13 protein-coding genes and 1 pseudogene are annotated in these 14,958 nt (G+C 59.2%); 5 read left to right on the forward strand and 9 right to left on the reverse strand.

All coding sequences use genetic code 11. The features are described from left to right. Window positions 1–305 precede the first annotated feature (305 nt). Window positions 306–1,160: a sugar phosphate isomerase/epimerase gene (locus P5540_13360; protein ID HRT65803.1), complete on the forward strand. Its 855-nt coding sequence runs from the start codon at window positions 306–308 to the stop codon at window positions 1,158–1,160. 60 nt (window positions 1,161–1,220) lie between these two features. Here the strand turns inward: P5540_13360 and P5540_13365 are convergent, their stop codons facing one another. Beyond that, window positions 1,221–2,579 carry a Gfo/Idh/MocA family oxidoreductase gene (locus P5540_13365; GenBank protein HRT65804.1) on the reverse strand — a complete coding sequence of 453 codons (1,359 nt, stop codon included), beginning with the start codon at window positions 2,577–2,579 and terminating at the stop codon, window positions 1,221–1,223. A 156-nt stretch (window positions 2,580–2,735) separates the two neighbouring features. Here P5540_13365 and P5540_13370 point away from each other — a divergent pair, with 156 nt between their 5' ends. Next, window positions 2,736–3,104, forward strand: coding sequence for a hypothetical protein (locus P5540_13370; protein HRT65805.1), 369 nt, complete (start codon window positions 2,736–2,738; stop codon window positions 3,102–3,104). Between the two features lie 20 nt (window positions 3,105–3,124). Here the strand turns inward: P5540_13370 and P5540_13375 are convergent, their stop codons facing one another. The 7 genes from P5540_13375 to P5540_13405 form a co-directional block, all read right to left on the reverse strand. Further along, the gene (locus P5540_13375) at window positions 3,125–3,490 is read right to left on the reverse strand and encodes a PilZ domain-containing protein (protein ID HRT65806.1); all 366 of its coding nucleotides are present in this window, start codon (window positions 3,488–3,490) and stop codon (window positions 3,125–3,127) included. 174 nt (window positions 3,491–3,664) lie between these two features. Continuing rightward, the gene (locus P5540_13380; protein ID HRT65807.1) at window positions 3,665–4,225 is read right to left on the reverse strand and encodes a hypothetical protein; all 561 of its coding nucleotides are present in this window, start codon (window positions 4,223–4,225) and stop codon (window positions 3,665–3,667) included. Between the two features lie 19 nt (window positions 4,226–4,244). Beyond that, entirely contained in the window at window positions 4,245–5,978 is a 1,734-nt protein-coding gene (locus P5540_13385; GenBank protein HRT65808.1) for a hypothetical protein, read from the reverse strand. 2 nt (window positions 5,979–5,980) lie between these two features. Further along, entirely contained in the window at window positions 5,981–6,709 is a 729-nt protein-coding gene (locus P5540_13390; protein HRT65809.1) for a prepilin-type N-terminal cleavage/methylation domain-containing protein, read from the reverse strand. Window positions 6,710–6,719: 10 nt separating this feature from the next. After that, entirely contained in the window at window positions 6,720–7,163 is a 444-nt protein-coding gene (locus tag P5540_13395; GenBank protein ID HRT65810.1) for a hypothetical protein, read from the reverse strand. A 288-nt stretch (window positions 7,164–7,451) separates the two neighbouring features. Further along, entirely contained in the window at window positions 7,452–8,480 is a 1,029-nt protein-coding gene (locus P5540_13400; protein HRT65811.1) for a hypothetical protein, read from the reverse strand. 62 nt (window positions 8,481–8,542) lie between these two features. Further along, window positions 8,543–8,707 (reverse strand): hypothetical protein, encoded by a 165-nt coding sequence (locus P5540_13405; protein HRT65812.1) that lies wholly within the window; start codon window positions 8,705–8,707, stop codon window positions 8,543–8,545. Window positions 8,708–9,133: 426 nt separating this feature from the next. Between P5540_13405 and P5540_13410 the strand changes: the two genes are divergently transcribed. The 3 genes from P5540_13410 (at window position 9,134) to P5540_13420 (ending at window position 14,472) form a co-directional block, all read left to right on the forward strand. Then, on the forward strand, window positions 9,134–10,213 hold the full coding sequence (locus tag P5540_13410) for a VCBS repeat-containing protein (GenBank protein ID HRT65813.1): 1,080 nt from the start codon (window positions 9,134–9,136) through the stop codon (window positions 10,211–10,213). Between the two features lie 158 nt (window positions 10,214–10,371). Continuing rightward, entirely contained in the window at window positions 10,372–12,492 is a 2,121-nt protein-coding gene (locus tag P5540_13415) for a hypothetical protein (protein ID HRT65814.1), read from the forward strand. An 87-nt stretch (window positions 12,493–12,579) separates the two neighbouring features. Then, complete coding sequence (locus P5540_13420) at window positions 12,580–14,472, forward strand: serine hydrolase domain-containing protein (GenBank protein ID HRT65815.1); 1,893 nt, start codon at window positions 12,580–12,582, stop codon at window positions 14,470–14,472. A gap of 135 nt (window positions 14,473–14,607) precedes the next feature. Here the strand turns inward: P5540_13420 and P5540_13425 are convergent. Then, window positions 14,608–14,842, reverse strand: a pseudogene (locus P5540_13425) (pyridoxal-phosphate dependent enzyme). Window positions 14,843–14,958: the final 116 nt, after the last annotated feature.

Consider the following 14,958-nt stretch of genomic DNA (forward strand, 5'->3'; position numbering starts at 1 on the left):
CCATTGGCGCCCTTCGGCGGTGCGTTGCCGCTGAGGTTTTTCGTTCAGAGCCGCTCATGGGTGGCGAGGAATTCTTGATCGGTGATTTCCGCGGCGCGAATTAGGCTTCGTGGGGTACCCTTTGCCACTTCCCGATGAGCGGGGATGGCCAAAGTGGCGATGGAACACGGCGGCCGCTTCTTGGCCCCGCAGCGCCGGAAGCTCCAGGAAGATTTCGTCAAAGTTGCTTGGGGCGGCCAATGCGATCATACTATGCGGGAGTCGGATGTCCAACCGGAACGAAGTGAACAGAAGGATCGTGACGCATGAAACAGACTATTTCGCGCAGAGAGGCGATGACGGCGTTGGGCGCCGCGGCGGCGTTGGGCGCCATGCCCGTTGTCGAGGCCAAGGAGAAGAAATCAACCAAGGGGATCGCGCTGCAATTGTATACGATGCGCGAACCGGCCAAGAAGGATCTCGCGGGCATGCTGCAAAAAGTCAGCGCGATGGGCTGGGAGTATGTCCAATGGAGCGGCATGCCGGATCTTCCCGCGGACGAAATCCGCAAGGCGCTGGATGCCGCCGGTCTGGCGGCCATTTCCGCGCATACCAGCGTCGAGTCGTTCGAGACGGATTTTGACGGTGCGGTCAAGTTCTGGAAAACCGTCGGCAACCGCGACGTGGCGCCGGGCGGCATGATGAACGATTGCCGCGATTCACTCGAGGCATGGATACGCGGCGCGAAACGCCTCGACGCCGTCGGCGCGAAACTGCGCGGCGCGGGCATGCGGCTTTCGTATCATAATCATGCCGGGGAATTTGAAAAATTTCCCGAAGATCCGCGCTGTAAACTCGACATTCTCATGGACGAAACCAAGCCGGAAAACCTCTGCGCGGAACTCGATCTCGCGTGGGTCCTTGCCGGCGAGGCCGATCCCGTGGCCTATATCCGGAAATACGCGCAACGCTGCCCTGTGATCCACGCGAAGGATCTGGCATCGGTGAAACCGGTCAAGTTCGCGGCGCTCGGCAAGGGCATTCTGGATTGGAAGGCCATCTTCGCGGCGGGCAAGGAAGCGGGTATCGAGTGGTACGTCTACGAGCAGGACAACTGCTACGGCGATCCCTTTGGCTGCGCGAAGACCAGTTTCGAGTTCCTCGCGAAACATCTGCTGTAAGGGCGCGCGGGGCGATTCGCCGCATCGCGGAATTTGGGCGGTGCGTTTTCTGCGGGCGCGCTAGAGTGTCCAGCCTTCGCGATATTCGCGCTGGAGGAACGTGTTGGCGGTGTCGCAATTCGTCACGCGCAGATTAGCGGAATCCCACCGGATCTTCTCGCCACAACGCAAGGCGACATTGCCCAGGAGGACGGTTTCTGTCAACGGCCCCGCATAGGAAAACGGAGCGCCGGTCGGCTTGCCGGTCTTGCAGGCTTCGATCCACTCGATATAATGATTTTCGACGCGTGGAAGCGTTTTCGGCGGCTGCCGGTATTCCTGCATTTTTTCTTCAGGGATGATGCGTACGCCGTTGGCGCCGTGCGATCCGGTGAGGATCTTGCCTTTTGTGCCTACGTAGATTGCGCCGCCGCAATCGTCTCCCATGCGTCGCCCGTCTTCGAGTTCTTCGGGACGCGGCGGCATAAGCCCGCCGTCGTACCACATGAGTTTGAGCGGCGGAAATCCTTCGCGCGCGGGAAAATGGTAGGTGACGATTTCCGCCTGCGGATAGGTTTCGGTATTTTTCCATTTCTCGCGGCCGGCGCCGGGACGGACAAATAGCGAGGCCGATGCCTCGACGGTCTCCGGCGGTCCCAATTTCAGCGCGGTCACGATATGGTCGAAAATGTGGCAGCCCATGTCGCCGAGTCCGCCGGTTCCGAAGTCAATCCACCCGCGCCAGACGCGGGGATGATACCAAGGATGATAGGGCCGGGAAGGAGCGGGACCCAGCCAGAGGTCCCAGTCGAGCGATTCGGGCACGGGCGGCGTGTCGGCGGGGCGATCGATGCCTTGCGGCCAAACGGGATGCGGCGTCCACGCATGCACCTCGTGGACATCGCCGATGGCGCCGTCCCAAATCCACTCGCAGAGGAGGCGTAGGCTTTCGTGAGCGTGTCCTTGGATTCCCATTTGCGTGACCACGCCGTATTTTGCCGCTGCCTCGGCAATCATGCGCGCTTCGCGGACGCTGTGAGTGAGCGGTTTCTCGCAGTAAACGTGCTTGCCCCTCTGCATGGCGGCCATGGTCACCACGGCATGGTTGTGATCCGGCGTGGCGATCATGACGGCGTCAATGTCCTTCTGTTTGTCCAACATGATCCGGAAATCCTGGTATAGGGTCGCTTTTGGAAACCGCTTGGCCGATTTTGCCATCTGGTTGGTGTCCACGTCGCAAAGGGCGACAATGTTTTCGCTCTCCAACCGCCCCGCGTTGCCGGTTCCGATTCCGCCAAGTCCCACGCACGCGATGTTGAGGCGATCATGGGCGGAGGATCGTTTTTTTTCTCCCCTCGTTTGCCCCGACAGGATTAGTAAAGGCGCCGCGGCCATTGCTGTTCGTTTCAGAAAAGTTCGCCGACTGGTCTTTTTCAACATCTTTCGCTCCTCCTAAATGCACTACGGAAGGAAGAATATTCCCGATGAAGGCCGTAATTCCAACAAAACATTGACAACCCTATGCCGGTCGGAATACGTTATATGTGTGTCGGAAAGATGTACAAGGTTCGTCTTCCGGGAAAGGCATCGGAAAACATGAAGAAGATATTGACAGCGGCCACGTTGGCGGTTTTCGTGCTGGGTGGGGGAATGATCGCGCCCGGTTTGGCCAAGGCGGAAGACAAGCCCGTCCCGGCTGCGGGCAAGGCCGCCCCGGCTGCGGGCAAGGCCGCCCCGGCACAATCAAGGAAAGTGACCGTTACAAGCCGGTCGAGCGGGAAATCCGACCAAAAGAAACGGTCCAATATCATTACGAAGAATTCCAAGAAGGGCAAGGACGATAAGAAAAAAGGGCTGAGCAAGAGCAAGAAGAGCCTCTTCAGCAAGGACAATCCAAGCGCTGCGGGCACGAGCAGGAAAACCAACGAAGCCCAGCGCAAGGATCAGGGCCGGATCCTCGAGTGACGTCGGCGGTACGCGGCGGATCAAGCGTCAGGGGCTGCCAAATGGCGCTGGAGTTCGCCCTTGTCGGTTTCGGCCATGTTCAGGAATTGCACGCCGAAATCGTATTGTTCGTTCGACACGGGGCGCACCCAGCAGACTTTTCCCTCGCACAGAATTGCGCTGCTGGCCAATTGGATAGCGATTCGTACCCTGTCGTTGACTCCGACCCGGCGCAATGCGCTGAATCGCGCACCCTCCGTCGCGATATCCGCCGTGAGCGTGGCATAGGCCGCTTTGTCGCGGGAAAACGAAAGCCACGTACAGATTGCCTCTTCCTTGCGTGAGGCGCGCCGCTTGTCCTGCACCGTCTGGATCATCATCCGCACCCCCATGCTTTCTATGTCCATAATCAGCCTGTTTTTGAAACAAGGCGGAATACCGTTTTATTCCCAAAAAGAATCCGTGCAACCGGTTTTTTTCGATTGTCGTGGATGAAGTAGACGTTGTGGACGCGGTGGGCTTCAGCCGGGCGGTGAAACGCCTTGTCGGACAGGCTGTCTAGCCTGTCCACAGCCGAGAGTTTAGCGGCCAAGGTGCAATTTGGCGTATTGATGCTGGGGGCTGTCCGGCGGAAAGTATTCCATCATGCGCTTGTAGGTGAAGTCGAGGTTCTTGCGGTCGTTCAGCATTTCGTAGCAGGCCATGAGCTGGGTGTAGACGCGCGTAATCCCGTCCCAATTCGGATAGTCCGCCAGCAGGACTTCGTAGTATCGCGCGGCCTCGGCGGGGTCGCCGAGTTTGACGAACGAGAGGTTGCCCATGGCGGCGTAATAGGCGGGCGCGTCGGGATCCTTGGGGTCCTTTCGCACGCGGTCGTTGTAGTCGGCAATCGTCTTGCGCGCCTCTTCTTGTTCCACGCGGGGCGGAAGCAGTTGCGACGCCTCATAGGCGGTGTCCGCCTGGGGCTGCGCTTCGGGAACCGGCGCGGCGGGTTGTCGCGCGACGGGGGGGGCGGCAATGTCTTTCGGCGGCGCGGTTTTTTCGCGGTGGTAGGCGAAGATCGTTGCGGCGGCGACAATCAGCAACAGGCCTATCCAGAGAGCATTGTCGCGTAGGATCTGCTTGATGTTCGACGTTTCCATGTACCGTGCTCTTTCCTGTTTAGAATTCGCGCCACGACGTCCGGCTGATGGACAGAATGGGGTAGTTGCCGATCATGCCGAGCGGGAGGTTGTTGGCCAATTCCGGCACCTGCCAGATGCTGGGGACGTTGGTGCCCATGTCGAAATAATTGGCGACGAATGTGCCCATTACGTTGGTCTGTTTTTCGCATCGGATCTGGTTTCCGGCGTAAAACGCGCCCATGAGGTTCAATTGCGAAAGAGCCCCCACAGTCATGTTATTGGTCGCCATGATCCCAAAGCAATTGTTGACCGGGAAACTGTTGGCGGTCGTGCCGTTGGCGTTGCGGCTGTAGAGGTCGGTATTCAATGTGACGTCGCCGTTGACGAGGATGGCGGCGCGCCCGGTGTAGTGGATGGTCTTGTCGTTTCCACTGCCGCGGGTGATGATCAGATTGCCGTTGATCCGAATCTGGCCGTTGATTTCCATGACATTCGTATCCGCGTTGAACCGGATATAATCGTCGGTGGGCTGCGGCGTGCCGGGATAGGCGGTCGAGTTCTGCGTGGCGTTCCAGTAGAAATTCTGGTTTGCGGCAATGGTGATATTGCCGTTGTAGATGCCGTCGGTTTGGTTATTTGGGTCTGCGATGAGCACTTCCGAGAAGTAGTTGATGTGCGAGTAGTTTCCGCCCCGGTAGGGGTCGGGCACGAAATGGCCGTCAACCGGGTCGCGCCACGGGTCGTTCAGCGTGGGAAACGGCACCTTGTTGCCCAAGTCGTAGGTCTGATCCCAGCCGTTGTCGCTGTAGAGATTCGTGGGGTGCAGCCGCCCGCCGCCGGCGCTGGTCAACTGGTTGCCCGACCAGCCCGTGGTGACGTAAGTTCCGTCCATCGTTTCCTTGTAGGAATTGCCCGCCACGTTCGGCTGGCCGATTTCCGAGTTGCCGGAACTTCCCACCAGCCCGTTCTTGACGCGCAGTTTGGCGTTCAACGTGCTGATGGTTTCGCCGCCGAACACCGTCGTGGGCAAGGCGGGAACCCGCGCGGCCAGATCGGCCGGACAATCGGCGTAGTTGTTGTGGATGAGGCTCGTGCCGCTGAGGTCGAGGGCGTCCACCGCCAGCGCGCCCGTCAACAAGTTGTTGCCGAGCAGATGGACCGATCCATGGATGCTCACGTTGCCGTTGATCAGGCCGCCGGCTTGGCCGTTGCCGGCGAAAATCGCGTTGTTCCAGACGTTGATGTTCGTCGAGGAATACACGGTTTCGACACGGCGTGCGCTGGAGGCCTCGCCCGTGATTGGATTGACTATGCGCGCATAGGCCACCAGGGTGTGGTAGCCGTTCTCGGAACCGTTGTCGGCCACCCCATCGTTGTTGTTGTCCCGCCCATCCGTTATCCAATTGACATGATAGGCAAAATACTGCACGTCCGGCATGTTGGGGACGGTTTGCGGGACGACCCCCGCGCTGTCCCATGTGGGCAGGACGACTTGTCCGCCCTCGCGGATTTCCGAGGACCCGATCAGCCCGCTGCCGGTCGTTTCGAGTCCCTGCATGCTCCGCGCCAGCGCTGTTTCGATGCCGAGCATCACCTGTTCGTTGTCCACAAAATAGTCCACATGGCGTTCCTGATTGACTACCCGCATGGTCAGGGCGCCCAAGATGACAATGGCGATCGCGATGAACACGGTCGCGGCCAACAGCGCCATTCCGTCGTTACCCCGGCAGGGAACGCGAAGGGAAATCTTTTGGCAAGCATGCGTAAACATGGCTAGGGGTTCCTCGGTACAACCGTTTCGGACAGGGTCGTGACGAACAGCGTGCCGCGGCGCAGGCGCTGCTGCGACTGAAGCGTCACCGTGACGGCGGAACCGGTTCGCGTGAACCAAATGCCCCGGTCGAGCCGTCCGTTTCGATTGGCGTCCTCGCCCGCGTCGAGCACGCCGTTGTTGTTTGCGTCCTCGTTGTTCGGGACGCCGTTGGCGAGCACAATGTTGTTCGCGCCATTGCGTAAAAGTATTTGCGATGTTGTGACGCCGTCGCCGTTGAGGTCGGCGGTGTCGCGCTGGATGGTGCGGACCGTGCTTAGTTCGAGTCCGCCGCTGGAGTTGACGGCGACGCCGTTGCCGTCTACATCGGTCGCGACGCGATAAGTCAGGGTGGCGCCGGGAATGCCCGTGAGGGATCCCAGAGACGCCTGTCGCAATTCGCGTACGATGTCCTGGATGGCGCGACGGGTGTCGTCGGTGGTGATGATCCGGGTTTCCTGGACTTGGGCGGCATCGCCGATGCCTATGGAAAGGCTGAAAAGGGTGCCCATGACGATTGTGAGGATGGTGATGGCTATCATCACTTCCAGTAGCGTCATGCCCCGGTCGGAATGGAATCTTAGTTTCTTTGTCCGCAACTTCTGTGCATGGGACACAGAAGTTGCGGACAAAGAAATCATATCCTTGATTGAGGCATTGCGGCTGAGCCGCGTCAGGGTGTGTTCAGACATGGCCGGCTTCCTAATACGCGTAGAAAAGTTGGGTGGCGGCAAGGGACAGGTTGCGTCCGAGATCGCCCTGCCATGACACGGTGCAACGGACCGGCAGGGGGCTGGGTATCGGCAAGCCAATTAGGGCGTAGGTTGTGGGCAGTGTCAACGCCGTGCCGTCCGACTTGAAACATTCCAGCGTGACGGTTTCCCCGCGCAAAGCCGTCCGCGCCGGCGGCTGGCATGCTATCAACGTGTCGAGACTCATGCCCTGCATGGATTCGAGCACGCTGGTTACTTCCGTCGCCGCCACCGCGCGATCCTCACTGATGCTCCCTGCCGCGGTGACGGCCAGAATCGAACCGAACACATAACTGAGGGTGAGGGTCAGCACGCCCGCGGCCAGCATCAATTCCAGCAGCGTCATGCCGCTTGACGAATCCCGCGGCCCGTTTCTGTCGCATGAGTGCTTCATTTCACGCTTTCCTCATTTTCAACGCGTGATTTTCGAATCTATTGGTTGTCACGCGATTCTTTTTGAGGAAGAGCATGTTTCATGCCGATATGAAAAAACCTTGGATTGCTTTGTTTTACAGGGGGTTACGGTTTTGGGGGAAATAAAGCGCGACCATGATGCTTGGATTTCTGCGTAAATTTACGCACCGGGGCGGCAAAATTCCCCGAAAGGACAGACTGGACAATCTGTCCCACGGCTTTCCGGACGATTCAGCCGCCATAGAAGCGGCGGCGGTGTCCGGAACGTTCAGGAAATCGGCACGCGGTACAGCCTGATTTCGTGCGTGAGATTCGGACGGGCGACCTCGGCGTAAATCCACAACCGGCCATCAATCATGAGCCAGTGCGAGTAACGGAACGTGGCGAAGCGATCGCCGGGCGTCGAACTCACGAGCAGTGGCGATTGCGGCGTCAGATCCGTGACGCGGTGAAGATCGAAGGTGAAACCGAGACCCGTCGCGATGTTGTACACGGGGTCGTACCAGCCTGCGCTGGAGCCCTCATAGACGAACAGCCAGCCGAGGCCGATCGGCACGACGCAGGCCGGGCGAACAAAGAAATCATGCCAGCCGTCGAGCGGCATGACGGCCTCGTACGGATTGCCGACGGGATCCCACTTCTCGCCGTCCACGCTTTGGAAATGGAAGATCTTCTCGTTTTGGCGCACATACCCGATTACATAACAATGATACGTCCCCGCGGTGTGAAGGATGAATGGGTCCTTGTATTCGACGGGGATGACGTCGCGATCATAGGTTTTCGGCAACGGCTGGATGACGGGATAGGCGGACGCGGGATCGATCGTGTCCGGCGTGTCCGCGTCCGCGAATTTGATGATAGACCATGGCCCATCGCGCCAAGGCCCGCACGCATACAGTTTGAACCGGCCGGTATGGGGATCGTTCACGAGGGCGGGGCGTTCAAAGCCGGGTATGGGCACGTCTTCACGGCGGATGGAAAGGGCTTTTTCGAAATGGACGCCGTCGGCGCTGCGCAGAATGCGGATTTCATACCCGCGGCGTCCGCGCGGCGCTTCGGCCATGCGCATCCGGCAGGCCATCCAAAAAAGGCCGTCTTTTCCCCTGGCCACGGACGGCGCGCCCGCCCACCATTCCGGTTCGTTCTTGTCCGGTTCGAGCACGACCGCATAATCGCGCAGATTTTCCAGCGCCTTGCCGAATTCATGGGCGACCTGCGGCAAAACAGGCCGCGGGGCCTGGGCAATCGCCCATCCGGCAAACAAACATGCACAACCTGCCATTACGCCTCTCAACATCGCTATTCCTCCGGAACGATGGCCGTTTCGTTTCGGCTTGCCAACGCTTCCAGCGCCTTTGCCTACCGCATGCGCGCTTCCGCGCCCAATTCCATGGCGCGCACCAAGCGGCTCATGCAATCAATTATGAATATTGCCACGCCTATCGCCACGGCCCAAATGATCAGGAAAGCCACAATACCCAGAATCGTGTGCCTAAGGCGGCTCAGCCGCAATGCCTCAATCAAGGATATGATTTCTTTGTGCGCAACTTCTGTGTCCCATGCACAGAAGTTGCGAACAAAGAAACTTAGGAGCCTCCATGCAAAATATGCAAGACGCCGGATGTATCCTATTCGTCAAAGGTCCTTTTTCTCAAGTAGCGGCGGCGGTTTGTCTTTGTTTGGGCGATGGGCTATGCTTGGCGCTTGATGAACAAAGGAACAGACTGGACAGTCTGTCCCGCGGGAATCGTTTCAAGGATTTTTGGAATATACCCAACTAGAAACATTGCCCGGCGCCGGGTTTAGCGGCCTTTCCGTATGCGCGTGTCGGGACTTGTGACAGGAAGGATGTTGTGCATGTTTGCCGCAACTTGTCTGATTGTAGTGGCTGTGTTGGGCGCGAATGAAAAAGCCGCAGCGCCGACAGTGGAACCGCCGGAGGGAAAATCCATGTTGAAGTTCGAAAAGTCGCGCATTGGAACCGCGACCTACGAGGCCTGCGCCGTGTTCGATGTGAACAACGACGGCATTCTGGATATCGTGTCGGGGGAATATTGGTTCGAGGGACCGGACTTCAAAAAGGCCCACAAGATTTGTTCGGTGCAGCAGGTCGAGGACTATTACGACGATTTTAGCGATTATCCGATGGATGTCAACGGCGACGGTTATCTCGACATCATCACGGGCGGCTGGTGGGGCGAAACGTTGCGGTGGCGCGAGAATCCGAAGGGACAATCCGTCGAATGGACCGTACACGACATAGACAAGACGGGCCATATTGAACGGTGCTGCTTCTGGGACATTGACGGCGACGGACAGGTCGAGGCGGTGCCGAATTGTCCGGGTCGGCCGTTTGTGGCCTTCAAACTCGAATGCGATGCGCAAGGCAAGGGGACCGGAAAATTCCGCAAGATTGTGCTTTCGGAAACGCCGCAGGGACATGGATTGGGATTCGGCGATGTCAATGGGGACGGACGGCCCGATCTGATTTCCGCGGGCGGCTGGCTCGAAGCGCCGGCGGACCCGCTCACGGGCAAGTGGGAGTGGCATCCGGAGTTCAATTTCGGCGGCGCGAGCGTGCCCATCCTTGTGCACGACGTCAACAACGACGGCGTGCCGGATATAATCGTGGGCCAAGGCCACGATTACGGATTGGCGTGGTGGGAGCAGAAAATCGAGAACGGCAACCGTTCGTGGACAAAACACGATATTGACACGGCCCGGTCGCAGTACCACGACATGCAACTCGTAGACATAGACAATGACGGCCAACTCGAACTGATTACGGGCAAGCGGTACCGTGCGCATCAGGAGCACGATCCCGGCTCGCTCGATCCGCTGGGACTCTATTATTTCAAGATCAAGGACGGCGTGTTCGAGCGGCATGTCATTGATTACGGTCCGGCCGGAAAAGCCAGCGGCGCGGGGATCTATTTCTGGGTCGTGGACATTGACGGGAATGGATGGAAAGACATCGTCGCTCCCGGCAAGGACGGACTGTTCCTGTTCAGGAACATGGGATCGGTCTAAAGAAACGCGTGGTGCGTGGTGTGTAGTGCGAAGTGTGCAGGTGTAGTGCAAGGTGCGAAGTGAGCGATGGACGGAGTGTACCGGGCGGGTATGGTGGACACAGCCGTTCATTTTCCCATTCCCTCTTTCCGTCATTCTTTGCGCCGGGGAGGTGTAGTATGAAGAAAAGGTTTCTCGTGATTGTGGCGGTTGCGGTGATTGCGGCAAGTCCCGTTCAGGCGGGAACGACGGACGTGCCGCGGATTCTGGTGGCGGGGGACAGTTGGGGGGCGTTCATGCAGTTGTTGCGTTCGCTTGATTCGGCGTTGCCCGATTTTGGGTGGACCGGCATTGGCCAGCGAGGCCACAACACGACGAGCGTCGGCGCACGTGCGTTTTCCAGCGAGGATCCCGATCCCCGGTGGCTCGCCCGCATTCAGCAGGAACTGGCGGACTATCCCACGATTGATATTGTCCATTTGAGCCTTGGCGGCAACGATATCGTCTTCGACTCGTTCTGGTATCCCGGAATGAGCGAGCAGGCCATTCAGGCGCGGATAGACGGCATTGTGGGAAAGATCGCCGAAATCGTGGACGGCATTCTGGCAATCCGCCCAAATGTCCGGGTCGCCTTGTGCGGGTACGATTTTGGGAACCACCCGATTCCCGGCATGAGCATTTCGCAAATGAACGCGATTTGGGTGCGATTCGAGCAGGCCCGGAAGGAAATGGCGCTGGCCAAGAGTCCCCGCGTGTTCTATGTGCACAACCTGGGCCTGATGCAGTACCACTATGGAATTCCGCTGGCAAATCCCCCGATTGCGCCGGGACAGGTTCCCTATCCTGGCGGTTTTGCGGAAAATTACGTTCCGATGCCCGGCGGCGATCCCAATTACAACGGCCCGCTCGAATCGCTGATGGACGACGACATGCACCTGACCTTGGAGGGATACGATTACATTGCGCACCGGTGTTTCTCGGAAATTTACAACACATGGCTTTCATGGCCGGTTGTTTACGAGATCTTGCCGGAAGCCCAAACGGCCAAGTCCCCGTTGCAAACATTCCGCGTGACCTTCTCGAAACCGGTTTCGGGGGTGGACGAGACGGATTTCGCCGTGAGCGGCGTGGCCGGCGCAACGGTGGCCAATGTGATCGGCAACGGTGCGCAATACACAGTGGCCGTGAATTTGAACGGAGGAACCGGCACGGTGCAGCTCGCGGTGGCGGATGACGATACCATCGTGGACGATCAGGCGCGTCCGCTCGGCGGTAATGGCGCAAACAACGGCAATTTTGCCCATAACGGCCCACTGCAATTCGCCGATCCGGAACTGGCGGGACCGGCCGATTTCGACGGGGCCATGTGGTCGCTCTCCCGGGCGTTCACAGTGGTGTCGTGGATGCTTGGCGGCCAACAGTTCGATCCCGATCATTGCGATGCCAACGGCGGAAGCATCGCCGTCAATCCGCCCTCGATTGTCGGGAACAACATGCTCGACAGCGCGGAACTGGCCCTGGTGTACGAATGCCTGCGCGACAATACGATCGATCTAAGCGGTACCGGCGGCATCGCGCATTGGCAGGTCGTCCACGCCTACGCACACAACCATACGCAAATCCTCGCGGATCTTGGCGGTCCGGACGGGCGCGTCCTCCGTTCGGTGCCGGGCATGGATATCATGATGGCCGGTTTCATGACCCTGGGCGACTCCGGCTCGACGCTGATCCCCGTTCTGCTTATCACGGCGGTGAGCGCCTTTATCCAATTTCCGGGCGTTTCGACTCCCGACATCCTGAATTACGAGCGATCGCTGGCGCAATACCTTGGGCCGGGCGGCGATGCCGATGGCGACGGGTTTACGAACCGCCAGGAATACGAGCAGTTTTTTACGTCGGGCGGCCGCGAGGCGTATGTGCGCGCCGCGCTGAATCCCTTCATCACGCCGCCCAGTTGCGCCAATACGCAGGGCGGGACGTTTGACGAGGGCCAGGCGTTTTGCCTGGGCGTGCCGGGCCAGTTCGACATCGCGGGCGGATTCCAGTGGTTTCATAACGGGGAGCCGATCGAGGACAACGGGCGTATCACGGGTTCGCGAACGCGCGATCTGCATATCCATGCACTCAAGGCGTCGGATGCCGGCGAGTACGAGTGCGTGTACGACAATGAGTCCAAGCGTTTCGGTCCGGTGCTACTGGGCGTGACATCGCATACGCCCGTCTCGGGCATGGGCGGTCTTTGCGTGCTGGCCGCCGCGTTGATTGCGGGCGCGATGGCGGGACAGCGCGAAAGACGTTGAACGGACGCATGCCCATTGCTTTATCCATGCCGTTCCTTTCGTCCATACTGTTCCCGTTGCGTGTGAATCCGGCACAAGGACGTTGAAATGACTTTGATCGTTACTTTTTTGGCATGCGCGGCGGCCGCGCCGCCGCTGGTTTACGATAACGTGGCCGCGTTCTTTGACAAAGTCGTCCCGGAGGAAATGGCGGGCGCGGGCACGCCGGGCGCGGTGGTTGCGCTCGTGCATGACGGACAGTGCGTCTTCAGCAAGGGTTACGGCACCGCGCGGCGCGGCGAAGACATTCCGATCGATTCCGCCGAGACGCTCTTCCGCGTGGCCTCGTTGTCGAAAGTCGTTTGCGCGGTGGCGGTCCTGCAACTGGTCGAGCAGGGCCGGCTTTCGCTTTCCGAGGACGTCAACCGTTATCTGTCCATTTTTCGCGTACCGGGCGCACCCGCGATTACGCTCGATCATCTCCTGACGCATACGGCGGGATTCGACGATCGTTTTCTGGGCATGGGCGCCCCGACGCCGGAATCGCTGATCCCGCTGGGCGACTATCTGGCCGACAACTTGCCGCCGCGTGTGATGCCGCCGGGTAAATACATCAGTTATTCGAACCACGGTTTCGCACTGGCCGGGCATATCGTGGAGTGTGTCAGCGGCCTGTCGTTCGCCGAATATGCGCGCCGGCGCCTATTCGAGCCGCTGGGCATGACGCACAGCACCTTTGCGCTCGTTCCCTCTCCGGACACGCCGCTGGCCACGGGGTATAATTTCTATCTCGGCAAGTATCATGAGGCACGCTACGACTATCCGGAAACCGTGCCGGCCTCGTCGCTCGCGACCACCGCGGACGACATGGCGAAACTGATGTGCGCCCTGCTCGGCGATGGCGCGTATGGGGGCGTGCAGCTGCTCCGCCCCGAAACCGTGCGGTTGATGTTTGCGCGTCATTTTTCGCATCATCCGGATTTGCCGGGCCGGGCGTATGCGTTCGACGAAAATTATCATGGCGCGGTTCGCCGTCTCGAACAGGCGGGACTCATCTGGGGATTTGTCTCGCTCCTCATGCTCATGCCCGAAGAACGCACCGGCCTGTTTATTTCCGGTACTTCGGACAACGGGCGCCTATTCCACATGATCCGCGGACGTTTTCTGAATCGTTTTTTCCCGTCGCGTTCCACCGTGCCGCTGCCGAACGCGCCGATCTTTTCCGAAAAGGATTTGCAGGCCGCCGCCGGTTATTACCGCCATAACCGCCATTGCCGCACGACCTTCATCAAGTTTGGCATGTTGTCGCCGCGTTTTGTGCCGGAACTACTGGTAAGCGTCGGTAAGAAGCCCGGCACTTTACTGCTTTCGCGGACGTTGGATCGCGGCGCGCCCGAAACCTTCCATGCCATTGGAAACGGCTGCTTCGCGACCGTGGAGAAATCGGAAGCCGGCGAATTCGTCTCGCCGCAGCGCCGCATGGCGTTTGAATACGGCGCGGACGGCCGTAGCACGCACATGTTCATCGCCGACAACGCCTACGAGCGCATCCGGTGGTACGAGACGAGGTTGGCCCTGTTGTGCGGCCTTTCAGCCTCGATGGCGGTTTTTTTTGCGACGGCGATCCTGTGGCCGATTCAGGTGTGGCGGCGGCGCGACGGCAAGGAGGAAGAACCCCGGCTGCTTGGGCTCGTGCGAACGTTTGCCCGCATCGTGTCCGTGCTCGACATTCTGTTCGTGGCGGGATTTGCGGTGTTTTTGCTGACGATGGATCCGTTGGTCATCGGTTACGGGCCGCCCCGTATTTTGATTGGACTGCTGCTGATACCGTTGATGAGCCTTGCGCCCGGAATCGTTCTCACCTTCTTGACGATCGTCGCATGGGTGCGTCCGGGCGCCGGATGGTCCGCCCGCTGGCACGGGCTTTTCGCCACGACCGCCGCGTGGCTGTTTCTCGCGGAATTGTACTACTGGAACCTGCTCGGATTTCAGTTTCAGTGATTAGGGCGGACATTTTGCGCACACGCTGCGGAAGAGCATGGTGCTGAGATAACGGTCGCCGCGGTCGGGGAGAAGGACCACAATCACTCTGGAATTCATCCGGCCGGCGACATCGTTCGCGCCGACCACGGCCGCGCCGATCATGGCGATGGCAATGCCCGTGTTGCCCGAAGTCGGTTCCAGGATGGTTTTGCCGGGGGGCATCGTCCGATTTCTCCGCCTTTGCGATCATGTAATACGCGGTGCGATCCTTGACGGAACCGCCGGGATTGTTCCCCTCGAGTGTTGCAAGAATCTTGACACGGGGGTTCTGGTGCAATCGTTTCAATTCAATCAGCGGGGTTTTTACGATGACAGACACTACGCGCATGACAAATCGCTCCCGTTCCATTTCGCCTGCTTGGATTATGCGGAAAAGGGCTGGCAAAGGCTTCGGGCCCTAGAGACTGTAAGGCAAAGAATTCGCCCCCTGTAAATCGGCGGTGA

This window comes from Candidatus Hydrogenedentota bacterium, assembly GCA_035450225.1.
In the GTDB taxonomy this organism is placed as follows: domain Bacteria; phylum Hydrogenedentota; class Hydrogenedentia; order Hydrogenedentales; family SLHB01; genus DSVR01.